The sequence below is a fragment of the Mycobacterium sp. SMC-17 genome (genome assembly GCF_045310915.1).
GTDB lineage: Bacteria > Actinomycetota > Actinomycetes > Mycobacteriales > Mycobacteriaceae > Mycobacterium.
Genome location: NZ_JBJIAK010000003.1, coordinates 1 through 22,407 on the forward strand (window position 1 = coordinate 1; position 22,407 = coordinate 22,407).

Below are 22,407 nucleotides of genomic sequence, written 5' to 3' on the forward strand. Positions count from 1 at the left end.
GACACCCCAGCCCAACGCCTAGCCGCGCTCTTGAACCAAGCCGCCTAGCCACGTTGCACTAATCGATTGACTTTGAGCCGAGATCCGCGCGATCACGTTCACGTTCGACGTACGCTCGGCTCGACATCGAGCGGGAGACGTCTGATGACAGAAGCATTTGTGCTTGGTGGTGTCCGCACTCCATTTGCGCGGTACGGCAGCTCGCTGTCGCACATCCGCACCGATGACCTCCTCGGCATGACGATGAAGGGCGCGTGCGAACGCGTCGGCGTCGAACTCGGCGCCATCGAGGACGTCGTCGCCGGTTGTGTGAACCCTGCCCACGAGGGGATGGGTGACGTCGCCCGCTGGGCGGCGCTCGCCGCCGGATTCCCGGACACCGTGGCCGGGACGACCATCAACCGATTCTGCGGTTCGTCGCTGAGTGCCACGATCAACGTCGCGCACGCGATCCGGGCCGGCGACCTGGGCGTGGGGATGGCCTGCGGCGTCGAGTCGATGTCGCGATCGGGCTGGGCCTACATGAAAGGCGACGCACCGTTCGCGCCGCGCGGGCCGGTCATCCTGCTCGACACCATGTGGGCCGGTGCCGGCGGCCCGCCCAACCCGGCGCTGCTGGCGCGCAACGCCTACATCAGCATGATCGAGACCGCGCAGAAGGTGGCTGATCGCTACGGTCTGACGCGCGAGGAGATCGACGCCTTCGCGCTGCGCACACAGCGAAATGCCAAGGCGGCCCGCGATTCCGGGCGCCTGGCCAAGGAGATCATGCCGGTCGAGATCGCCGCGACGAAGAAGGCGCCGGCGCGGCTTTTCGAGCACGACGAATTCATCCGCGACGAGACCACGGCCGAGCAGCTGGCGGCACTGCGACCGCAGCCGGGTACGACCCAGATGACCGCGGCCAATTCGACGCCGCTCACCGATGGCGCCAGCGCCCTGGTACTGGCGTCGGGGGAGCGCGCGGCGGAACTCGGCGTCGAGCCGTTGGCGCGGGTGGTGTCCTCGGCGGTGTACGGGATCGACCCGCTGTTCATGGGGCTGGCACCGGCGTGGGCCCTGCCCCTGGCCATCAAACGTGCCGGTCTGACGCCTGAGCAGATCGATGTCTGGGAGGTCCACGAAGCGTTCAGCGCGCAGGCCCTCGGGGTGTTGCGCGAGCTGCCCAATCAGCTCGACGGATTCGTCGTGCCCGACGAGAAGCTCACACCCAACGGGGGCGCCGTGGCGATCGGCCACCCGTTCGGCGCCACCGGTGCCCGGTATGTCCTGACCCTGGCCACCGAACTGCGCGAGCGCAATGCCCGCTACGGAGCCATCGGCGTCTGCGTCGGATCGGGTCAAGGCGTTGCCATTGTGCTCGAAAATCCCTCTGCTGCTTGAGGAGTAGGCGAGCGACTGGGTGCGATTTTTTGTCGTACCCCTCTGGTTTGATGGTGTTATGTCCAGCAGCGCAACGGCTTTCGATGTTGAGTCGTCGCCGTGCGAGCGGATGGATGCGTACTTCGCCGAGATCGGTGAGCTGACCGGTCAGCGCAACGCGATCGACGCGCGGCTGGTGCAGATTGCCGCCGAGATCGACCGGGACGGGCTCTGGGGTGCCACCGGTGCCCGGTCGATGGCGTCGTTGATGGCATGGAAAACCGGTGTCTCGCCGCGTAATGCGGAAGTGATGGTGGCGGTGGCGCACCGGTTGGAGGAGTTCCCGCGCTGCGCGGAGGCGATGCGGGCGGGCCGGTTGTCGTTGGATCAGGTCGGGGTGGTCGCCGAACACGCGGCCGACGGTTCTGACGAGCACTACGCGCAGTTCGCCGAATCCGCCACGGTCACGCAGTTGCGGACGGCGGTGAAACTGGAACCGCGCCCGGAGCCTGAGCCCACGCCTGAACCGGAGCGGTCGATCGCCAAGACCACCCATGATGACGGCTCGGTCACCTACAAGATCCGGCTGCCGAAGTTGGAGGCGGCGAAGTTCGATGCCGCCGTGGCGTCGCATCAGGACGCGTTGGTCGCGGACTGGAAACGCGACCACGAAGACACCGAAGGGCAAGTGTCGGAGCAGGCACCGCCGTTCCCGAACCAGGTGGACGCGTTCATGAGCGTGGTCGAGGCCGGCTGGGACGCCGACGTGGCACTGCGTCCGCATGCGCAGCACACCACCGTCGTCGTGCATGCGGACCTCGAACAGCGCACAGCCACCTTGCATCTGGGGTCGATGCTCACCGACGAGGAACGCCAACTGCTGTTGTGCGACGCCACCTGCGAGGTATGGCTCGAGAAACACGGGCAGCCGATCGGGGCCGGGCGCACCACCCGCACCATCAGCCGGCGGCTGCGCCGCGCGCTGGAACACCGCGACCGCTGCTGCCGCGTCCCCGGGTGCGGGGCCACCCGCGGTTTGCATGCGCATCACATCATTCATTGGGAGAACGGCGGGGAGACCGAACTGCACAACCTGGTGCTGGTGTGCCCGTACCACCATCGGCTGCATCACCAGCGGGTCATCACGATCACCGGGCCGGCTGATCGGCTGGTCGTCGCCGATGCCGCGGGCCGCCAGCTCGACGGCGGATCTCTTGCGCGGCCACCCACCTCAGCTCGCCCTGATGTGCCGCCGTGCCCCGGACCGACCGGGGAACGCGCCCAATGGTGGTGGTACCAACCCTTCGAACCACCACCCACACCCTCGACCAACTAGGGCAGCAGCGGCAGCCGCCACAGCGGTGCGCCGGGTTCGAGGAACCACAGCCGCGTCGCGGTCAGACGCAGAATCCGGATGGCGCCGGTCATCATGAGCACCGCCAGCGGCAGTTCGATCAATACCGCGGTGACCAACGGCACCGTCGAGTCGTGGCCGAAATCGGACGTCATGACGTCGAACCAGGCATCACAGACCAGCAGCACCCCGGTCGTGAACGCGGTGAGCAGCACGAGTTGACGACGCAACCAGCCCAGCACCGCGGTCGTGGCCATGAAGGCGACGAGGAGACCGTCGAAACCGATCCAGGTCGCCGGCCAGTTGTGCGCCGTGTAGTTGTCCGGAAGCGTGAATCCGAGGTAGACGACCCACGGGATCAGCACGATGCAGCTGCCGGTCATCACCGTCAGCCGGATGCGCCGCATCCTCCTCGCCATCGCGGGCGGGAACACTTCATCCAGTGGACGCTGCAAGCGCATGATCAGCTCGTGCCGCTGCGCCGGCGTCATCGCGGCGATGGCGGCGTCTGACAACCCACTTTCCATGCGGTCGATACTGCCGAACGTCTTGCCGGAGGCCTAGCGCAGCCGCAGCCCTCGCGGCGTTCGGGAGAAACCGGCGTCGGCAAGCGCGGCGTGGACCTCGGCCTGCGCCGCGTCGGGGGTAGGGGCCAATACCGGCTCCCCGTTGACCTTCTCGATCAACAGCGACTGCAGCCGACCGGTGCTCACCAGCTCCGCCAGCGCACCGGCCGCCGCGCGTTGTTGTTCCGGGGTGGCGCCGAACGACAACAACGATTTTCCGCCGCGCTCCAGGAACCACACCGACTCGCCGTCGACCAACGCGACCAGCGCGCCCGCCTTGCGGCCCGGCCGATGGCCGGCTGCCTCGGGCCAGGGGAGCGTGACGCCGTAGGGATTTCCCGGGTCCGTGGCGGCGAGCACGATGGCGGTGTAATCGGGGCTGCTCTGGTCGACGTTGTCGAGATAGTTGCGCAGCCGGTCCACCGTCGAGGCCACCGCGAACTGTGCACCACCGAGGGATTCGATGAAATACCCGCGCTGGCAGCGTCCGGCTTCCTCGAAAGCGGTCAGCACTTTGTAGAGGGTGGCGAAGCCGCCGGGCAGACCGTCGGCCGCGCCACGCGTGACGACGCCATAGCGGTTGAGGAGCAGCTCGGCCTGAAAGTGTGCCCGTGTCGTGGATTCCGGCTCAGCGGGTGGCAGGGCCGACCACCGGCCGGCGACAGTGGGATCGACGGTGCGGGCCTGCGGCCGGGCGACGCTGTACCGGCTGAGCCGGGGCGGACGCTGCTGCCGCTGCCGGTGCGATCCACCGGGTTTGCGTCCCGCGTTGCCGAGGAGCGCCCGTACCGGCGCGAAGGTGTCGCCGGTGACCCAGCCGGCCCAGATCAGTTCCCACAGCGCCTGTTTCGCATCGGTGCTGTCCTCTGCGGCCAGCTGCCGGAAGAAGTAGGCGCCGCCGTTGCTCAGCGTGTCCAGCAGCTCGCGGTGCGCGTCGGTGAACTCGATCTCGGTGCCCGGCGCCAGTGACAGCGGCGCGGTGTCGGACCGATGGAAGACGACCCAGCCGTCGTTGGCGCCGATCTGGCCGGCGCCCGACCAGGTGACCTCACCGGAGGCCAGCAGTTCGTCGAGCATCGCCGGCTGATAGTCCGACACCCGCTGGCCGAACACGAGCGGCTCGACCGCGGACGCCGGAATCGGCACGCCCGCAAGCTGTTCGATGACCGACGCCAGGCCGTCGATGCCGCGGGCATCACCGAACTGCTGCCAGGCCGGCAGGAACCGGGCGTACGCGGCGGTGCTGACGGGTTCGATCTGGGCCCGCAGTGCGGCCAGCGACCGGCGCCGCAGAATCTTCAGCACCGTGGCGTCACACCACTGCTGGTCGACGCTGTCCGGCAGATCGGTGAACTCACCGCGAATGAGCTTGCCGTCCAGCACCATCCGACTCAGGGCATCGGCGGTCACCCGGTGACCCAGGCCGAACCGGGCGGCGGCCTGCGTCGTCGTGAACGGGCCGTTGGTCCTGGCGTAGCGGCCGAGCAGTTCACCCAGCGGGTCGGTCACGGTGGCGGTGAAACTGGCCGGCACGCCGACCGGCACCGCGACACCGAGGCCGTCGCGCAACAGGCCCATGTCTTCGACGGCGGCCCACCAGCTCTGGCCGGCGAACGTCACCGAGACGGCGCGTTTGGCAGCTTGCAAGGTGGCGCACCAGGCCTCGACATCGCTTGCGGTGCAACGCTGCCGGAGTTCCTCGGTGGTGAGCGGCCCGAGCAGCCGCAGGAGGTCGGCGATGCCTTCGGCGTCGCGCGCGGCACGGTCTTCGGTCAGATGTTGCAGTTGCCGGATGGTGGCGGTGACCACGTCCGGGTCGAGCAGTTCCCGTAGCTCGACGCGGCCCAGGAGCTCGGCCAACAGGGTGGCGTCCAACGACAGTGCGGCAGCCCGGCGTTCGGCGAGGGGGCTGTCGCCTTCGTACATGAACGCGCCGACGTAACCGAACAGCAGCGATGCGGCGAACGGCGACGGCGTGGCGGTCTGCACGTCGAGCACCCGGATGCGGCGTTGTGCGACGCGGCGCATCAACTCGATCAGCATCGGCACGTCGTAGACGTCCTGCAGGCATTCCCGCACCGTCTCCAGCACGATCGGGAAATCCGGGTACTTGCGGGCGATGTCGAGCAGCTGCGCGGCGCGCTGCCGCTGATGCCACAGCGGCGACCGCTTGCCGGGATGGCGCCGCGGGAGCAGCAGCGCCCGTGCCGCGCATTCGCGGAAACGCGACGCGAACAGTGCCGACCCGCCGACCTCAGCGGTGACGATGGGCTCGATCTCGTCGGCCTCGAAGACGAAAATGTCTGCGCCGGGCGGGTTTTCCCCGGTATCGGGCAGCCGCAGCACGATGCCGTCGTCGGATGCGGTGGGCTTCTCGTCGATGCCGTACCGCTCCATGATGCGTCGGCCGACCGCCAGCGCCAGCGGCCCGTGCACCCGCAGCCCGTAGGGGGAGTGCAGGACGATCCGCCAGTCGCCGAGCTCGTCGCGGAACCGTTCCACCACGAACGTGGTGTCGGTGGGCACCGTACCGGTGGCCTGCCGCTGTTCGTCGAGCAGCTGCCACAGGTTGTCGGTGGCGTAGCCGTTGAAACCCATTGTGCTGCAGTAGTCGTCGAACTCGGTGCGCGGCAGTCCGGCGAGCTTCCCGGTGAAGGCGCCGATCGCCGCACCCAGCTCGGCGGGGCGGCCGACGGCGTCGCCGCGCCAGAACGGCAACCGCGCGGGCTGGCCGGGCGCGGGCAGCACCAGCACCCGGTCGTGGGTGATCTCGGTGATCCGCCAGCTGGTGGCGCCCAGGGAGATGACGTCGCCGGGCCGTGACTCGTAGACCATCTCCTCATCGAGTTCACCTACCCGCGAGGGCTTTTCGTCACCCGTGGCCAGGTAGACGGTGAACATGCCGCGGTCCGGGATCGCCCCGCCGGACGTGACCGCCAGCCGTTGCGCGCCCGGCCGGGCGGTCAGGGTGCCGGTGTCGCGGTCGTAGACCAGACGCGGCCGCAGCTCGGCGAATTCGGTGGACGGGTACTTGCCGGCCAGTAGGTCGAGCGTCGCTTCGAAGGCGGTGCGCGGCAGGGCGGCGAACGGTGCACTGCGGCGGACGGCCTCGAACCAGCGGTCGGCGTCGAGGGGCTCGAGAGCCGCCGCCGCGACGGTGTGCTGGGCCAGCACGTCGAGGGGATTGGTGGGCACCTGCAGGGTCTCGATCTCGCCCGCGCGCATCCGCTGCACGGTGACGGCGCAGTCGATCAGGTCGGTGCGGTGCTTGGGCAGCAGCACACCCTCGGAGATTTCACCGACCTGGTGGCCGGCGCGGCCGATGCGCTGCAGACCACTGGCCACCGAAGGCGGCGCCTCGACCTGGATGACCAGGTCGACGGCGCCCATGTCGATACCGAGTTCCAGGCTGGACGTGGCGACGACGGCTTTGAGCCGGCCGCTCTTGAGATCCTCTTCGACCTGCGCCCGGGCCTCCTTGCTGACCGAGCCGTGGTGAGCCTTGGCCAGCAGGCTCGGCGCGCCGAAGGTCTGCCCGCTGCCCATGAGGTTGGCGGGCGCGCCGCCACCGACCTGCGGGTTGCGTTCATTGGGCAGTTCGATGCCCGAGCGGGCCGCGTGAATCTCGTTGAGCCGCGCGGTGAGCCGTTCGGCCAGGCGCCGGGAGTTGGCAAACACCAGCGACGAATTGTGCGACTCGATCAGGTCGACGATGCGTTCCTCGACATCGGGCCAGATGGTGCCGCCGTCGAGGTTGGCCATGTCCGGTACCGGTACTTCGACGCTCAGGTCGAAGGTCTTGGCGGCCGGCGGTTTGACGATGCTGGTGGGGGCCGCTCCCGACAGGAACCGGGCGACCTCCTCGGGTGGCTTGACGGTCGCGGACAGGCCGATCCGCTGGGCCGGCTTGTCGAGCAGCTCGTCGAGACGTTCCAGCGACAGGGCCAGGTGTGCGCCGCGCTTGGTGGCGGCGACGGCGTGTACCTCGTCGACGATGACGGTTCGCACCGTCGCCAGCGTCTCGCGGGCCGCCGACGTCAGCATGAGGAACAGCGACTCGGGTGTGGTGATCAGGATGTCCGGCGGTGTCGCGATCAGCTGGCGCCGCTGCGCCGGCGACGTGTCACCCGACCGCACGCCGACGGTGATCTCGGGCGCGGGTGCGCCCACGCGCTCGGCGACCCGCGTGATGCCGGTGAGCGGCGTGGACAGGTTGCGCTCGACGTCGACCGCGAGGGCCTTCAGCGGCGAGACGTAGAGGACTTTTGTGCCCTTGGCGCCGTTGGTGTTGGTGGGCTCCTGCGCCAGCTGGTCGATGGCCCAGAGGAACGCCGCCAGGGTCTTGCCGGACCCGGTCGGGGCGATGACCAGCGTGTTGTGGCCGTCGGCGATGGCCTGCCAGGCCTGCTCCTGGGCCGGGGTGGGCGTGCTGAAGGCAGCCGCGAACCACTCCCGGGTCAGGTCACTGAACCTGTCGAGTGGATTCACGTGTCCATACTGCCCGGCGGGTCTGACATGCCTGAGGGATTTGTGCACGAAAATCCGCGGTCAGCGCGGAAAATCGTGCACAAATCGCAGGTCAGAGGGTCCGCTGGTAGCGCCGCATGCCGGCGATCCAGCGGTCGTAGTCGGCGCCCTTGTGGCGGTACATCTCCAGCACCTCGGGGTGCGGGAGGACCAGGAACGTGCCGTCCTCGATGGCCTTGACCACCAGGCCGGCGACGTGATCGGGCCCGACGACGTTACCCGCGTGGGTCACGGCATTGCCGGCCACCCGGATCGCGGAATCGGGGGAGTCCGTCATGCCGCGCAGCAGTGGCGTGTCGACACCCATCGGGCAGACGCAGCTGACGCCGATGCCCTGGTCGCCGTACGTGATGGTCAGCCACTCCGCGAACCCGACGGCGGCGTGCTTGGTGACGCTGTACCCCGCCGCACCGAGCTGGGTGAGCAGGCCGGCGGCGGAGGCGACAGCGACGAAATGCCCGCCGCCGCGCTCGACCCATTCCGGCACAACGGCTTTAGCGGCCCGGATGTGCGCGCGCAGGTTGATGTCGATGATGCGGTCCCAGGCGGCCTCGTCGTCGCCCAGTCCTGGTTCGCCGGTGATGCCGGCGTTGGCGACGTAGATGTCGACGGGCCCGTACGCATCGCGTGCGGCGTCGAGCAGTGTCGCGATGCCGTCGACCGACGACGCGTCAGCGCCGATGCCGACACCGCCGTAGCCCGCGGCCGTCTCGGCGGCGGCCTCGGCATTGATGTCGCCGGCCACGACCGATGCGCCCGCGGCCGCCAGCGCCGTTGCGATGGACCTGCCGATGCCCGAGCCCGCTCCGGTGACGACGGCCACCGCACCTTCGATCTTCACGGGCTCATGTCTACCTCAGCCGAACTGCACGCCTTGAGCCAGCGGCAGTTCCGAGGAGTAGTTGACGGTGTTGGTGGCCCGGCGCATGTAGGCCTTCCAGGAATCGGAACCGGATTCGCGGCCGCCGCCGGTCTGCTTCTCGCCACCGAACGCACCGCCGATCTCCGCGCCGGAGGTGCCGATGTTGACGTTGGCGATGCCGCAGTCCGACCCGTCGGCGGCCATGAAGCGTTCGGCCTCCCGGATGTCGGTGGTGAAGATGGCCGACGAAAGGCCCTGGGGAACAGCATTGTTGAGAGCGATGGCCTCGTCGAGGGTGTCGTACGTCAGCACGTACAGGATCGGCGCGAAAGTCTCCTGGTGCACGATGGCCGTCTGCCCGGGCATCCGGACCACCGCCGGCGTGACGTAGTACGAGCTGGGGTGCAGCTGGACGCGTTCGCCGCCGGTCACCTCGCCGCCTTCGGCCTGCGCCTGTTCCAGCGCGCCCACCATGTCGCGGTACGACCGCTCGTGGATCAGTGGCCCGATCAGCGTTCCCTCGGCAGACGGGTCACCGACGGGCAGGCTCTGATACGCGGTGACGATGCGCTGCACCAACGTCTCCACCACGCTGTGGTGCGCGATGACGCGGCGCAGCGTGGTGCACCGCTGGCCTGCGGTGCCGGCGGCGGCGAACACGATGCCGCGCACCGCGAGATCGAGATCGGCCGACGGCGTGACGATGGTCGCGTTGTTGCCGCCGAGCTCCAGCAGCACCTTGCCGAACCGCTGGGCCACCCGCGGGCCGATCTCCTGACCCATCCGCACTGATCCCGTCGCACTCAGCAGCGCGACACGGGGGTCGTCCACCAGCTGTTCGCCGATGTCACGGCCGCCCAGCACCAACCGGCCGACATGCGCGGGTGCTCCGACGTCGGCCGCGGCACGCTCGAGCAGCGCCTGGCAGGCGACGGCGGTCAGCGGGGTGAGCTCGGAGGGCTTCCACACCACGGTGTCGCCGCACACCAGCGCGATGGCGGCGTTCCAGGCCCACACGGCGACGGGGAAATTGAACGCCGTGATGACGCCGACGACCCCCAGCGGATGCCAGTTCTCCATGAGCCGGTGGCCGGGCCGCTCCGAGGCGATGGTGCGCCCGTACAGCTGGCGCGAGAGACCCACCGCGAACTGGCAGACGTCGATCATCTCCTGCACTTCGCCGAGGGCCTCGGAGGTGATCTTGCCGGCCTCGATGGTCACCAGCGTGCCCAGATCGGCCTTGTGCTCGACGAGCAGCTCACCCAGCCGGGCCACGAGCGCGCCGCGCACCGGTGCCGGGGTGGTGCGCCACGTGGAAAAGGCCTGCGCCGCTTCGGCGATCGCCGCATCCGTATCGGCGGAGGTGCTCTCCGGAATGGTGAAGAGCACTTCGCCGGTGATGGGCGTGCTGGCGTGCAAGCCGTGGTCGCCGGGCTCACCCAGTGTGACGTGGGCACCGACGGCCTGCAGCGCGGTACGCACGCGGTCGCGGAGTTGATCGGCAGTCGGGAGGAGATTCTGCACTTGCGGTTGAAGGGGAGTCATGATGCCGCTTTCTCGTAGAGGTCGTACGGGTCATGGATGTGATGGCCGATGGCACCGGCCATCCAGTCGAGGCTGTAGTCGGAGTGGTCGTCGGCGGCTGCCGGCTGCGCATCCCGGTCCAGGTTCGACCGGAAGATGCCGGCCGCGGAGGCCGGCAGGAAGTCCTCGTAGACAACGGGTTTCGTGGGGTCGCCGCCGCGGTAGTAGGCCAGGCCCTGTGTCGCCATCTCGGCGTCGGTGGCGGGAAAGTACCGGTCCCAGTGCTCCTGGTCGGCCATCGCGGCGTCGTAGCGCTCCCGGCCGGCGCGGGTCAGCGCCACTCCGCGGGCCTCGACCTCACCGAAGCGCACCCGCAGACTCCCGTCGAACACCGTGCCGTCGGGGTTGCGGAACGTGCGTGGCTCGGCCAGGGCCCGAAACGAGGTCTGCCGCAACAGGACCTGCGGTCCGTCCGTGCGGGGCGGGCCTTGGATCGCGTCGATCATGGTGATGCCGCGGGCCGTCATCCGCCGGTACAGCTCGTCGATGTCGAGCACGCGCGGCGTCAGATGGTTGATGTGGGTCGTGGCCACGCCGGCGATGTCCGCGGCGACGGCCGAGATCTCACTGAGCTCGTCATACCAGGCCTTGTCGATCGGCGTGCGGGACAACGCGAAAGCGGCAGTGCAGCGGCGGACGAAATCGTCGGCATCATGGTCCGGGCAGCCGTCGGCGGCGATCCGGCGGGCCTGGGCGATCAGCGCTGGGTCGAACAGCCGGCGTTGCCCGAGGAACCGCTGCACCCGGGTGCGCAGATCGGGGGAGAAGAAGCGGGCGTCCTCGGTGGCCAGCATCGAGGTGAACACCCGAAACGGGTTGCGGTCGAGCTCTTCTGCGTCGATGGGACGGAACGCGGTGGAGACCACGGGCACCGGTGAGGCGGCCTCGCGCAGGTCGTAGAAGCCGACGGGGTACATGCCGAAGGCTGCGAAAAGGGCTGCGGCGTCAGCGAGTTCGGCGGGGCTGCCAACGCGGATCGCGCCGTGGCGTTCGGCGGTGACGCGCTCGAGGGAACCGAGCCGGCCGTCGGTGGCGCAGTCGCGGTTCACGGCCGTGCTGACCTCGACCAGCGTGGTGTACGCCGGAACCTCGGTGCCGTACATGCGCGACAGTGCGGCGGCGAACGCGGCGCGCAGCTCCCAGGTCTGGACCGTCATGGCACGACCTGCGGGTAGTCTCCGGCCATGGCCGAAGCCGAGCAGCTAGACGATGTCGACCGAATCCTGGTGCGGGAGCTGATGGCCGACGGCCGCGCGACGCTGGCACACCTCGCGACGGCGGCGGGACTGTCGGTGTCGGCGGTGCAGTCGCGCGTGCGCAGGCTCGAATCCCGCGGAGTGATCACCGGATACACAGCGCGGATCAACCCCGAGGCCGTCGGCCACATGCTGTCGGCGTTCGTTGCGATCACCCCACTCGATCCTTCCCAACCTGATGATGCCCCGGCGCGGCTGCAACCCTTCCCCGAAATCGAGTCCTGCCATTCGGTGGCCGGCGAGGAGAGTTACGTCCTGCTGGTGCGGGTCGCCTCGGCGCGGGCGCTGGAGGGCCTGCTGCAGCGGATCCGCACGGTCGCCAACGTTCGCACGCGAAGCACCATCATCTTACAGACTTTTTACGATGATCAGGTGTCACTACCGGAATAGTTCCTGTCAGAAGGCGGGCAAGCTGTAAATATTGCGTTAGGATGGCGCCATGACCGCTGTTCTGACTTCTGGTGACGGGCTGTCGGCGGGCAGCGCCCGCGACGTGCGCGACGTGCTGGGGCGCAGCATCCTGACCGACGGCCTGGATCTCGTGCTCGATCTGGACCGGTCGGGTGGCTCGTATCTCGTCGACGCCCGTGACGGCACCCGGTACCTCGACATGTTCACGTTCTTCGCGTCGTCGGCGCTGGGGATGAACCATCCGGCGCTCACCGATGCGGCCTTCCGCGCCGAACTGGCGCAGGCGGCGGTGAACAAGCCGAGCAACTCCGACGTGTACAGCGTGCCGATGGCGCGCTTCGTGCAGACGTTCGCGCGGGTGCTCGGCGACCCGGCGCTGCCGCACCTGTTCTTCGTCGACGGTGGGGCGCTGGCCGTGGAGAACGCGCTGAAGGTGGCGTTCGATTGGAAGAGCCGCCTCAACGAGTCGCGCGGCATCGACCCGGCGCTGGGCACCCGGGTCCTGCATCTGCGCGGCGCGTTCCATGGCCGCAGTGGCTACACCATGTCGCTGACCAACACCGACCCCAACAAGGTCGCCCGGTTCCCGAAGTTCGACTGGCCGCGTATCGATGCCCCGGTGGTGACGCCGGACGTGGATATCGTTGCGCTGGAACGTGAATCGCTGCGCCAGGCCAGGGCGGCCTTCGAGGCGTACCCGCACGACATCGCCTGCTTCATCGCCGAACCGATCCAGGGTGAGGGTGGCGACCGGCACATGCGTTCCGAGTTCTTCGCCGCGATGCGGGAGTTGTGCCTCGAGTACGACGCGCTGCTGATCTTCGACGAGGTGCAGACGGGCGTCGGGATGACCGGAACCCCTTGGGCCTACCAGCAATTGGGCGTCACACCCGACGTCGTGGCGTTCGGGAAGAAGGCCCAGGTGTGTGGTGTGATGGCCGGTGGTCGCGTCGATGACGTCCCCGACAACGTCTTCCGCGTCAGTTCACGGATCAACTCCACCTGGGGCGGCAACCTGACCGACATGGTGCGGGCCCGCCGCATCCTCGAGGTCATCGAGGCCGATGGGCTGATCGACAACGCCGTGCGCATGGGCAGGTACCTAGTGGGGCAATTGCGCTGCCTGGCAAGCGAATTCCCGGCGCTGGTACTCAATCCGCGCGGGCGTGGGCTGATGTGTGCGTTCAGCATGCCGTCGGCCGCGCAGCGCGACGAGGTGATCAGGCGGCTGTGGCAGCACCACGTGATCCTGCTGGCCAGCGGCACCGACTCCGTGCGGTTCCGACCGGCGCTGACGGTGTCGCGGACCGAGATCGATGAAGCGGTTCAGGCGGTTCGGGACGTGCTAGCGGCGCTCTAGGACCTGCTGCCGGATCAGTCCGCGCAGCCGGGTCAGCTCGCTGCCGCTGACGAGGGTGCAGTCGTGCAACTCGGCCAATTTCCGTGCGGCCGGAGTGAAGTCGTTGTTGGTGACCACCATGGTGTGCGCGCAGTCCTGCATGGGTGCACCGGCGACGACCTCCTGGACGGCGCCGGGGCCGACGGGCCGGGACAGCCGCTTGCATTGGATGGCAAGGCGATTGGGCCGCGTCCCGACGATCAGGTCGACGCCCCAGTCTCCCGACAGCTCCGTCATGATGACGGGGACGCCGCAGGACCGGGCGATCCGGGCGACGTAGTCCTCGAATTCGGTGCCGGACATGTCGTGCACGGGATCTTCGTGGCGGCTCGGGGTGCGCATCCCGGTGATGACGTGCGGAACGGCGGCGAGGAGCAGCGGCACGCCGACGGCCACGCCCAGCGCCGGTTCCCAGGTCCAGCCGTGCAGATACGCCGCGCCGCCCGAGAACAGCCCGGCCGCGCCCAAGAGTTTCATCCGCACGCCAGGCATCGTAGGGCCAACCCCTGACAGGTCTTTACAGAACGGCACCTGTTTACTACCGTGCGTAGTAGAGGTGATCCGAATGACTGGTGAATCCAGGAATTGGCAACGTAACTTCGATTGGGCCGCAGGCTTTTTGGCCGTCGCGCTGCTGCTGCACGGCGCTGATCACATGCGGCGGGGGATGAACGTCGTCCCACCGGCGGTGATGGTGGGCGGCACGCTGCAGCTGATTCTCGCGGCGGTCACGATCACGTTGGTGTTCAAGCGGAACCGGTGGGCACCGCTCGCGGCGGTCGGTATCGGCTATGCCGGCGCGGTGGGATTCACTGCGGCACATCTGCTTCCGAAGTGGGGATTCTTCAGCGACAGCTTCATCAATGCGCCGCCGTGGGCGCGCGTGACGGCGTTCTCGTGGGTGACCGCGATTCTGGAGATCGCGGCCAACCTGGTGTTCGGCACCATCGGCCTGATGCTGGTGCGAGAGCGGCGCGCGACCGCAAGTGCAATCTGAGGGTTGCAGTACGGGCTGGCGTGTGCAACTCTGGAGTTGCACATCACGTCGCTCGAAGGGGAATCATGGACACGCTGGACATCACCCGCAGCATCGACATCAACGCGCCGATCCAGCGGGTCTGGGATGCTCTGACGAAAGCCGAGCTCATCGCGCAATGGTTCGGTGACGCAGCCGAACTCGAGCCGATCCCCGGCGGCACCGGGTTCTTCGGCTGGAACGCCCACGGCAAGTTCCGGGTCGTCGTCGAGAGTGCCGAGGCGCCGCACACGCTGGTCTATCGGTGGGCGCACCGCGAAGCCGACGCCGACCCGACCCCGGAAAACTCCACGGTCGTCCGCTTCGACCTCACCGAGATCGACGGCGGCACCCGGCTCGATCTGCGCGAGACGGGTTTCGAGAACCTGGCCGATCCGCAGACCGCGCACTCCGAGAACAGCGGCGGCTGGACCGCCGAACTCGACGACCTGGTGGCGTACCTGCAGGCGGCGGTGTGACCGACACCCACATGCCGGCGGTGCTGGCGGTGCTCGCCGACGAGACCCGGTGGCGCATCCTGACCGAGCTGGGCGCCGACGACCTGTCGGCGAGCGCGCTGGCCGGCCGGTTGCCCGTGAGTCGGCAGGCCATCGCCAAGCACCTGTCGGTGCTGGCCGATGCGGGGCTGGTCGAGCCCGTCAAAGTGGGGCGGGAGATTCGCTACCGGGCGCTGGGCGCCAAGCTCAGCGCCCTGGGCAGTGAGCTGGAAACCCTTGGCAGGCAATGGGATCGGCGTCTTGCCGCGATCAAGCGGATCGCCGAGGGCCCACTGGCGCCCTGAGGCCACCAGGCGCATACTGGGGTTGGCGGTGATAGTGATGCTCAGCCCGACAACCGATCGCTTCCGCGACGACGATCCCAGCGTGCATCAGGCCGCGCGATTCGGTCTGGTGATGGGGAGCGTCGGCGTCGGATTCATGGTGCTGGCGGCCGTCTGGGTCCGGCACTGCCACGGTTACGACACCGCCGCGTGCAGCATGCCGTACCGCACCGTCCTGGCGCTGGCGGGCCCGCTGTTCCTGTTCGGCAGCGGGGTGTGGGCCTTCGTGCGCACCTACCGGGCGTGGCGCGGCGACAAGGTCTGGTGGGCCTGGCAGGGCGCCGGGTGGTTCCTGTTGCTGCTGATGGCCATCGTGTTGACGATGAGCCTGCCGGTGCTGCTGTTCTGACCGAGACGTGTCAGCTCAGCATCGCGGCCGCGAAGCGGCGCACGGATTCGACGCCCGTCGCGGCGGCGTCGTCGAACCCCTCGCGGGTGCGTACGGAAATCTCCCGCGTGGCGGGGTCCAAGGTGATCTCGGCCAGCAGCTCGCCGGTCGTCGGCTCGCAGACCGCCCACGAGTACAGCGTGTCGGATTCCCATTGCGCCGTACGGGTTTCGACGTGATCGGGAGAGTGCTCACCCAAGTCCGCGAGTGACGGCCGGTCATCCATGCGGTCGTCGGCGCGCAGGGCGCGCAGGTACCAGGCTCCGGCGTTGATTTCGATGGGCTCCATGACGCTCCTCAAATGCAACTCAGGGCTGCGATCCGCGGTGGATCGCAGCCCTGAGTCGCAAAACCAGCGGACTGGAAACTAGTCCTTCAGCTCGGCGATGACGGTGCCCTGCGTGATGGCGGCGCCGGCCTCGACCGACAGGCCGGTCACGGTGCCGTCCTTGTGCGCGGTCACCGGGTTCTCCATCTTCATGGCCTCGAGCACCACGATCAGATCACCCGCGGAGACCTGCTGGCCCTCCTCGACGGCGACCTTCACGACGGTGCCCTGCATCGGCGCGGTGACCGAGTCGCCCGAGGCGGCCTTGCCGCCGGCGGCGCCACGCTTACGCGGCTTCGGCTTCTTCTTGATGACGCCGGTGGCCGCGCCACCACCGCCACCACCGATGGCCAGATCGCCGGGCAGCGACACCTCGACGCGACGGCCACCGACCTCGACGACGACCTTCTGGCGCGGTGCGGCGTCTTCGTCGTCCAGGGCCTCGCCACCGGTGAACGGCTCGACCGTGTTGTTCCACTCGGTCTCGATCCAGCGGGTGTGCACGTCGAACTTGTCGCCGTCACCGATGAAGGCCGGGTCGGAGACCACGGCGCGGTGGAACGGGATGACCGTGGCCAGACCCTCGACGTTGAACTCCGCCAGCGCACGACGCGAGCGGGCCAGGGCCTCTTCGCGGGTGGCGCCGGTGACGATCAGCTTGGCCAGCATCGAGTCGAACTGACCGCCGATGACCGAGCCGGACTCCACGCCCGAGTCCATGCGGACGCCGGGGCCGGTCGGCGCCTCGAACTTGGTGACCGGGCCGGGGGCCGGCAGGAAGCCGCGGCCGGCGTCCTCGCCGTTGATGCGGAACTCGAACGAGTGGCCGCGCGGGGCCGGGTCCTCGGTGATGTCCAGGGCCTCGCCGTTGGCGATCTTGAACTGCTGCAGCACCAGGTCGATGCCCGAGGTCTCCTCGGTGACCGGGTGTTCCACCTGCAGACGGGTGTTGACCTCGAGGAACGAGATCAGGCCGTCCTGGCCGACCAGGTACTCGACGGTGCCCGCACCGTAGTAGCCGGCTTCCTTGCAGATGCGCTTGGCCGACTCGTGGATTTCCTTGCGCTGCGCGTCGGACAGGAACGGCGCGGGGGCCTCCTCGACGAGCTTCTGGAAGCGGCGCTGCAGCGAGCAGTCGCGGGTACCGGCGACGACGACGTTGCCGTGGGTGTCGGCGATGACCTGGGCCTCGACGTGGCGCGGCTTGTCCAGGTAGCGCTCGACGAAGCACTCACCACGGCCGAAGGCGGCGACGGCCTCACGGGTGGCCGAGTCGAACAGCTCGGGGATCTCCTCGAGGGTGCGGGCAACCTTCATGCCGCGGCCACCACCACCGAAGGCGGCCTTGATGGCGATCGGCAGGCCGTGCTCCTTGGCGAAGGCCAGGATCTCGTCGGCGTCCTTGACCGGGTCCGGGGTACCCGGCACCAGCGGCGCGTTGGCCTTGGCGGCGATGTGGCGCGCGGTGACCTTGTCGCCGAGGTCGCGGATGGACTGCGGGCTCGGCCCGATCCAGATCAGCCCGGCGTCGAGGACGGCCTGGGCGAAGTCGGCGTTCTCGGACAGGAAGCCGTAGCCCGGGTGGATGGCGTTGGCGCCGGACTTGGCGGCGGCGTCGAGGATCTTGTCGAAGACGAGGTAGGACTCGGCCGAGGTCTGGCCACCCAGGGCGAAGGCCTCGTCGGCCAGCCGCACGTGCGGCGCATCGGCGTCCGGCTCGGCGTAAACGGCGACGCTGGCCAGTCCGGCGTCCTTGGCAGCCCGGATGACCCGGACGGCAATCTCTCCACGGTTGGCGACTAGCACCTTGGAGATCTTGGAACTGGCGTGGTTGGCCACAGTGCCTCCTGACGGCGGTTCTCTAAGAAATGTCTTTAAGAATGTATCGCGTGCAGTGTAAGGCCTAACCGGCGGATCCCCACTTCGGGATACGCGGGCGCCGGGACGTTTTCTTAGAGATTGCCCAATCGACCCACTTGACCCGCGCTTTCTCACCGAACATCTGCTTGGGTGATACTGGTGCCGCACCGGACCCGCCGGGGAGCCACGAGTAAGGGGACACCGTTGTTCGTCGAGCCGCAGGCCTCAGACCCCGAATTGATCGCGCGCAAGCGGGCGGTCAACCCGAACGTCCGCATCCCACCGAAGATGCAGTGGGTGACCGACGAGGACGGCAACATCCTCAAGCACGAGCTGCCGGGCGAGACCCTGTGGCACCGGATCCGGGACACCTACGCCGCGCTGTTCTACAGCTCGATCGTCACCCACATCCCGTTCCACTTCATCCGGCTGGGCTACCTCCGGCTGTTCGGGGCGAAGATCGGCAAGGGCACCGCGATCAACCGCGGCACCAGCGTCTGGTCCATTCCGTACCTGGTGATCGGTGACCGGGTGTCCATCGGCTTCCGCTGCCTGCTGGACGCGCGCGCGGGCATCGCGATCGGCAACGACGTCGTCATCGCCAGCGATACGCACATCATCGCCGGCGGGCACGACATCAACCATCCGAACTTCGTGCCGGCGCCCAACCCGCCGGACCCCATCGTGATCGATGACCACGTGTGGATCGCGACGCGCGCCATGATCCTGCCGTGCCTGCTCGGCCGCGGCGCTGTGGTGGCCGCACACACCGTCGTCAACAAAGAGGTGCCGCCGTTCGGCATCGTCGGCGGCGTGCCCGGCAAGATCATCGGCCAGCGCAACCCGGATGCGCTGCACTACAGCGGCAAGTTCAAGCTGCCGTTCTTCTGAGCCGTACCCGGGTGGGCTATGCCGCTTCGCGCAGGCGGCGCTTGATGCGCGTCAGCATCGCCGACATGCCCCGCAGCCGCAGCGGGCTGATCAGCTTGGCCAGCCCGAGGTCGGCGTAGAAATCGTCGGGCACCGCCAGGATGTCGGCCGCCGGCAGACCATCCAGGCCCGCCGCGAGGATGGCCGCGAAACCACGCGTCGTCGGAGCCTCGGCCGGTGCACTGAAGTACAGCCGCACATGCTCGGGGTCGTCGGCGTCGACGTGCAGGAACAACGGCGACTGGCACTCGGGCACCGGCTCCATGGCGGCTTCCTCGAGCGACGGCGGGAGTGCCGGCAACTCGTTGGCGAACTCCAGCAGCAGCGCCAGCTTGTCCTGCCCCTGCATCTCGGAGAACTCCGACACGACCTCGGCCAGAGCCGCGGGCATGGTCACGAAGGCGCGTCCCCCGGTTCCTCACCGACAGCGACCGGCACCCGCACGGCGTTGCCCCACTCGGTCCAGGAACCGTCGTAGTTGCGGACGGCGGGCAGGCCGATCAGGTGCGTCAGCACGAACCAGGTGTGGCTGGAGCGCTCGCCGATGCGGCAGTAGGCGACGGCCTTGTCGTCGGGGGAGATGAAGCCGTACAGCTCGTCGAGTTCGGCGCGGCTGCGGAACCGGCCGCTGTCGTCGACGGCCTTTGCCCACGGGATGGACCGCGCGGTGGGGATGTGGCCGCCGCGCAGCGCACCCTCCTCCGGGTAGTCGGGCATGTGAGTGCGCTCGCCGGTGTACTCCTGCGGCGAGCGAACGTCGATGAGCGGCTCTTTGCCGAGGATCGCGAGGACGTCGTCCTTGAAGGCGCGGATCGGAGCGTCGTTGCGCTCGACCACCGGGTACCCGGTGGTCTGCTTGCTCGGGACGTCCAGGGTGGTGTCGCGGCCGTTGGTGATCCACAGGTCGCGGCCCCCGTCGAGGAGGCGGACGTCCGGGTGCCCGAAGAGCGTGAACACCCACAGCGCGTAGGCCGCCCACCAGTTGCTCTTGTCGCCGTAGATCACCACGGTGTCGTCGCGGCTGATGCCCTTGCGATCCATCAGCGCGGCGAACTGTGCGCCGTCGATGTAATCGCGGACATGCGGGTCATTGAGGTCGGTATGCCAGTCGATCTTGACGGCGCCGGGGATGTGGCCGGTGTCGTACAGCAGGACGTCTTCGTCGGATTCGACGATGGCCAAACCGGGGCGTCCGATGTTGCCTGACAGCCAGTCGGCGGTCACCAGGCGATCGGGATGCGCATAGGTGGCGAAAGCGGGATGTGGGTCTGCGGGCAGCGGCACACTGTGAGCGTACCTAGGCCCGAAATGCGCCGCCGACCCGTAAGGTCGAAACTTGTTTGCGCGACAACCGCTGCGGTATGACATCAGCCGTCTCCCACAGGGCTGACCGGAGGGATTGAGGATTTGCCAGAGAAATACGACGTCGGAATCATCGGCCTGGGATATGTGGGCCTGACGCTGGCCACCGTGCTGGCCGAGGCCGGCAACTCCGTCATCGGAATCGAGACCCGTCAGGAATTGGTCGATATGACCAATCAGGGTTTGCCGCATTTCACCGAGACCGGCCTGCCCGACGCCCTCGAGGGCGTCACCCGATTCGGGAAACTGAAGGCCGTCACCGCATTTGACGACAGCTTCTCGTGCGATACGTACATCATCACCGTCGGCACCCCGCTGTCGGCGGACGGTGTCGCACGCGTCGACATGATCGAGGCCGCGGCCCGTGACATCGCCGGAAACATGCAGGACGGCGCGCTCGTCATCCTGCGGTCGACGGTCAAGGTCGGCACCACCCGCGACGTGGTCGCGCCGATGCTGGCCGCCAGCGGCAAGAGCTTCGACATCGCGATGTGCCCCGAGCGCACCCTGGAAGGCAAGGCGCTGCAGGAATTGCGCGAGCTGCCGCAGATCGTCGGTGCCGACGACCCGGCGGTCGCCGACCGGGCCGCCGCGGTATTCCGGAAACTCACCAGCTCGATCGTGCTGGTCTCCGATATCGAGACCGCCGAGATCATCAAATTGGTGAGCAACACCTTCCGCGATGTTCAGTTCGCGTTTGCCAACGAAGTCGCCCGCATTTGCGACGCATTCGGTGTCAGCGCCTACGAGGTGATCTCGGCGGGCAAACTCGGATACAACCGCACCAATATCCCGTTGCCGGGTCTGGTCGGTGGGCCGTGCCTGGAGAAGGACCCGCACATCCTGATGGAGAGCGTCCGCGAACGCGGCGTCACGCTGGACATCACCGCCGCCGGCCGCCTGGTCAACGAGCGCCAGCCCGCCGAGACGGTGCGCTTCATCAGCAGCGAGATCGCCCGCCGGAAGCTGGGCGCCGAAGGGCCGCTGAAGATCAACCTGCTGGGCATGGCGTTCAAGGGCCAGCCCGAGACCAGCGACCTGCGTGGGTCGATGTCGATCAAGGTGTTCAATGAGCTGAAGGCCGCGCACCCGGATGCCGAGATCGGCGTGTACGACCCGGTGACGCCGAATGACGTTCTGGCCGAAGCCTTCCCGGGCCACAAGGTGTACAACCGGTTCGGCGACGCGGTGAGTGGCGCGGACGTCGTCGTCCTCGGCAACAACCACCCGTCGCTGGGCACCATCTCGCCGCGCACCATCAGCGAGTTCATCAGCCCCGACGGCTTCGTCTTCGACTACTGGAACCACTACAGCCACCTGCCGCCCACCGAGCTGGGCGACAGCTACTTCGCCGTCGGCCGCAGCGGAAAGGTCGTCGAGCGTGTCTGAGAAGGTCGTTGTCACCGGTGGTGGCGGATTCATCGGCGCCTACCTGGTCAAGCGGCTGGTGCGGGACGGCTGGCAGGTCGCGGTCGTGGACTCCATGGTCCGCGGCGATGCCAGCCGATTCGCCGAAGTCGCTTCGGACGTCGAGCTTTTCACGTGTGACGTCCGCGATCAGGACGCCCTCGAGAAGGCGTTCGCCGGCGCCGAGGTGGTCATGCACCTCGCCGCCATCAACGGCACCGAGAACTTCTACAAACAACCGGAACTGGTGCTCGACGTCGGCCTGCGCGGCGCGCTCGCGGTGACCAACGCCGGCCGCGCGGCGGGGGTACCGGACCTCATCGTCGCCTCGACCGCCGAGGTCTACCAGACGCCGGCGATCATCCCGACGCCCGAGACCATCCCGCTGATGCTGCCGGACAGCCTCAACCCCCGGTACTCGTACGGCGGCGGCAAGATCGTCAGCGAGCTGATCGCCTTCAACTACGGGCAGGACCACTACCGGCAGGTGCAGGTCTTCCGGCCGCACAACGTGTTCGGGCCCAACATGGGGTGGAAGCACGTCGAGCCCCAGTTCATCCTGCGGGCGCTGGGCTGCCAGGAGGCTGGTGACCCGACCTTCCCGATCCAGGGTGACGGCAGTGAGACGCGTTCGTTCTGCTACGTCGACGACATCGTCCAGGGCATCTTGACGATGTACGAAAAGGGCGGTCACCGCGAGGTTTACCACATCGGCAGCGACGAGGAACTCAGCGTCCGCGAGCTGGCGGAGCGCATCGGCCGGGCCGTCGGCGTCGAGCTCGAGATCAAGCCCGGCGAGTTGCAGGCCGGCGGCACGCCGCGCCGGTGCCCCGACATCTCGAAGATGCGGGCGCTGGGCTGGTCGCCGCAGGTGGCCCTCGACGACGGTCTGGCGCGCACCGTGGCGTGGTACCGCGAGCACCGAAATGACGTGCCCGCAAACGACCTGATGTAG

The 22,407-nt window shown here is 68.2% G+C and carries 21 protein-coding genes; 11 read left to right on the forward strand and 10 right to left on the reverse strand.

Annotated features, from left to right (window positions below):
- The first annotated feature begins 144 nt into the window (after positions 1-144).
- Together ACJH7A_RS02570 and ACJH7A_RS02575 are read left to right on the forward strand one after the other, a co-directional pair.
- Positions 145-1,383 (forward strand): thiolase family protein, encoded by a 1,239-nt coding sequence (locus tag ACJH7A_RS02570; RefSeq protein WP_406776311.1) that lies wholly within the window; start codon positions 145-147, stop codon positions 1,381-1,383.
- A 58-nt stretch (positions 1,384-1,441) separates the two neighbouring features.
- Positions 1,442-2,698, forward strand: coding sequence for a DUF222 domain-containing protein (locus tag ACJH7A_RS02575; RefSeq protein WP_406776310.1), 1,257 nt, complete (start codon positions 1,442-1,444; stop codon positions 2,696-2,698).
- Here ACJH7A_RS02575 and ACJH7A_RS02580 read toward each other — a convergent pair.
- From ACJH7A_RS02580 to ACJH7A_RS02600, 5 genes are all read right to left on the reverse strand, one after another.
- On the reverse strand, positions 2,695-3,243 hold the full coding sequence (locus tag ACJH7A_RS02580; RefSeq protein ID WP_406776309.1) for a hypothetical protein: 549 nt from the start codon (positions 3,241-3,243) through the stop codon (positions 2,695-2,697). The genes ACJH7A_RS02575 and ACJH7A_RS02580 overlap by 4 nt on opposite strands.
- 33 nt (positions 3,244-3,276) lie before the next feature.
- Positions 3,277-7,770, reverse strand: coding sequence for an ATP-dependent helicase (locus tag ACJH7A_RS02585; RefSeq protein ID WP_406801389.1), 4,494 nt, complete (start codon positions 7,768-7,770; stop codon positions 3,277-3,279).
- Positions 7,771-7,861: 91 nt separating this feature from the next.
- Entirely contained in the window at positions 7,862-8,650 is a 789-nt protein-coding gene (locus ACJH7A_RS02590) for an SDR family oxidoreductase (RefSeq protein ID WP_406801390.1), read from the reverse strand.
- A gap of 15 nt (positions 8,651-8,665) precedes the next feature.
- On the reverse strand, positions 8,666-10,216 hold the full coding sequence (locus ACJH7A_RS02595; RefSeq protein ID WP_406801391.1) for an aldehyde dehydrogenase family protein: 1,551 nt from the start codon (positions 10,214-10,216) through the stop codon (positions 8,666-8,668).
- Positions 10,213-11,412 carry a 2-oxoadipate dioxygenase/decarboxylase family protein gene (locus ACJH7A_RS02600; RefSeq protein WP_406801392.1) on the reverse strand — a complete coding sequence of 400 codons (1,200 nt, stop codon included), beginning with the start codon at positions 11,410-11,412 and terminating at the stop codon, positions 10,213-10,215. Before ACJH7A_RS02600 ends, ACJH7A_RS02595 begins: the two co-directional genes overlap by 4 nt.
- 27 nt (positions 11,413-11,439) lie before the next feature.
- On the opposite strand from ACJH7A_RS02600, the gene ACJH7A_RS02605 reads away from it, so the two are divergent.
- Complete coding sequence (locus ACJH7A_RS02605) at positions 11,440-11,901, forward strand: Lrp/AsnC family transcriptional regulator (RefSeq protein ID WP_133426946.1); 462 nt, start codon at positions 11,440-11,442, stop codon at positions 11,899-11,901.
- Positions 11,902-11,950: 49 nt separating this feature from the next.
- Positions 11,951-13,282 (forward strand): L-lysine 6-transaminase, encoded by a 1,332-nt coding sequence (gene lat / locus ACJH7A_RS02610; protein ID WP_406801393.1) that lies wholly within the window; start codon positions 11,951-11,953, stop codon positions 13,280-13,282.
- On the opposite strand, the gene ACJH7A_RS02615 is transcribed toward lat, so the two are convergent.
- Entirely contained in the window at positions 13,268-13,813 is a 546-nt protein-coding gene (locus ACJH7A_RS02615; RefSeq protein WP_406783837.1) for a restriction endonuclease, read from the reverse strand. The two genes, lat and ACJH7A_RS02615, sit on opposite strands and share 15 nt — an antisense overlap.
- Before the next feature lie 73 nt (positions 13,814-13,886).
- Between ACJH7A_RS02615 and ACJH7A_RS02620 the strand changes: the two genes are divergently transcribed.
- From ACJH7A_RS02620 to ACJH7A_RS02635, 4 genes are all read left to right on the forward strand, one after another.
- Positions 13,887-14,318: a hypothetical protein gene (locus tag ACJH7A_RS02620; RefSeq protein ID WP_346417009.1), complete on the forward strand. Its 432-nt coding sequence runs from the start codon at positions 13,887-13,889 to the stop codon at positions 14,316-14,318.
- A 65-nt stretch (positions 14,319-14,383) separates the two neighbouring features.
- A complete protein-coding gene (locus tag ACJH7A_RS02625; RefSeq protein WP_318986414.1) occupies positions 14,384-14,815 on the forward strand; it encodes an SRPBCC family protein in 432 nt (143 codons plus the stop codon).
- Between the two features lie 11 nt (positions 14,816-14,826).
- Entirely contained in the window at positions 14,827-15,138 is a 312-nt protein-coding gene (locus ACJH7A_RS02630; protein WP_318986450.1) for a metalloregulator ArsR/SmtB family transcription factor, read from the forward strand.
- A gap of 37 nt (positions 15,139-15,175) precedes the next feature.
- Entirely contained in the window at positions 15,176-15,526 is a 351-nt protein-coding gene (locus ACJH7A_RS02635; protein WP_318986415.1) for a hypothetical protein, read from the forward strand.
- Positions 15,527-15,536: 10 nt separating this feature from the next.
- Here the strand turns inward: ACJH7A_RS02635 and ACJH7A_RS02640 are convergent, their stop codons facing one another.
- A complete protein-coding gene (locus tag ACJH7A_RS02640) occupies positions 15,537-15,854 on the reverse strand; it encodes a hypothetical protein (protein WP_406801394.1) in 318 nt (105 codons plus the stop codon).
- A gap of 78 nt (positions 15,855-15,932) precedes the next feature.
- Positions 15,933-17,732, reverse strand: a complete 1,800-nt coding sequence (locus ACJH7A_RS02645) for an acetyl/propionyl/methylcrotonyl-CoA carboxylase subunit alpha (protein ID WP_318986417.1) — start codon at positions 17,730-17,732, stop codon at positions 15,933-15,935.
- Between the two features lie 180 nt (positions 17,733-17,912).
- Here ACJH7A_RS02645 and ACJH7A_RS02650 point away from each other — a divergent pair, with 180 nt between their 5' ends.
- Positions 17,913-18,644, forward strand: a complete 732-nt coding sequence (locus tag ACJH7A_RS02650; RefSeq protein ID WP_318986418.1) for an acyltransferase — start codon at positions 17,913-17,915, stop codon at positions 18,642-18,644.
- Positions 18,645-18,660: 16 nt separating this feature from the next.
- Here the strand turns inward: ACJH7A_RS02650 and ACJH7A_RS02655 are convergent, their stop codons facing one another.
- The gene (locus tag ACJH7A_RS02655; RefSeq protein WP_406783850.1) at positions 18,661-19,074 is read right to left on the reverse strand and encodes a SufE family protein; all 414 of its coding nucleotides are present in this window, start codon (positions 19,072-19,074) and stop codon (positions 18,661-18,663) included.
- A 2-nt stretch (positions 19,075-19,076) separates the two neighbouring features.
- On the reverse strand, positions 19,077-19,967 hold the full coding sequence (locus tag ACJH7A_RS02660; RefSeq protein WP_064858492.1) for a sulfurtransferase: 891 nt from the start codon (positions 19,965-19,967) through the stop codon (positions 19,077-19,079).
- A 123-nt stretch (positions 19,968-20,090) separates the two neighbouring features.
- Between ACJH7A_RS02660 and ACJH7A_RS02665 the strand changes: the two genes are divergently transcribed.
- Complete coding sequence (locus ACJH7A_RS02665) at positions 20,091-21,434, forward strand: nucleotide sugar dehydrogenase (RefSeq protein ID WP_318986420.1); 1,344 nt, start codon at positions 20,091-20,093, stop codon at positions 21,432-21,434.
- Positions 21,427-22,407 carry an SDR family NAD(P)-dependent oxidoreductase gene (locus ACJH7A_RS02670; protein WP_318986421.1) on the forward strand — a complete coding sequence of 327 codons (981 nt, stop codon included), beginning with the start codon at positions 21,427-21,429 and terminating at the stop codon, positions 22,405-22,407. The genes ACJH7A_RS02665 and ACJH7A_RS02670 overlap by 8 nt, the downstream gene beginning before the upstream one ends.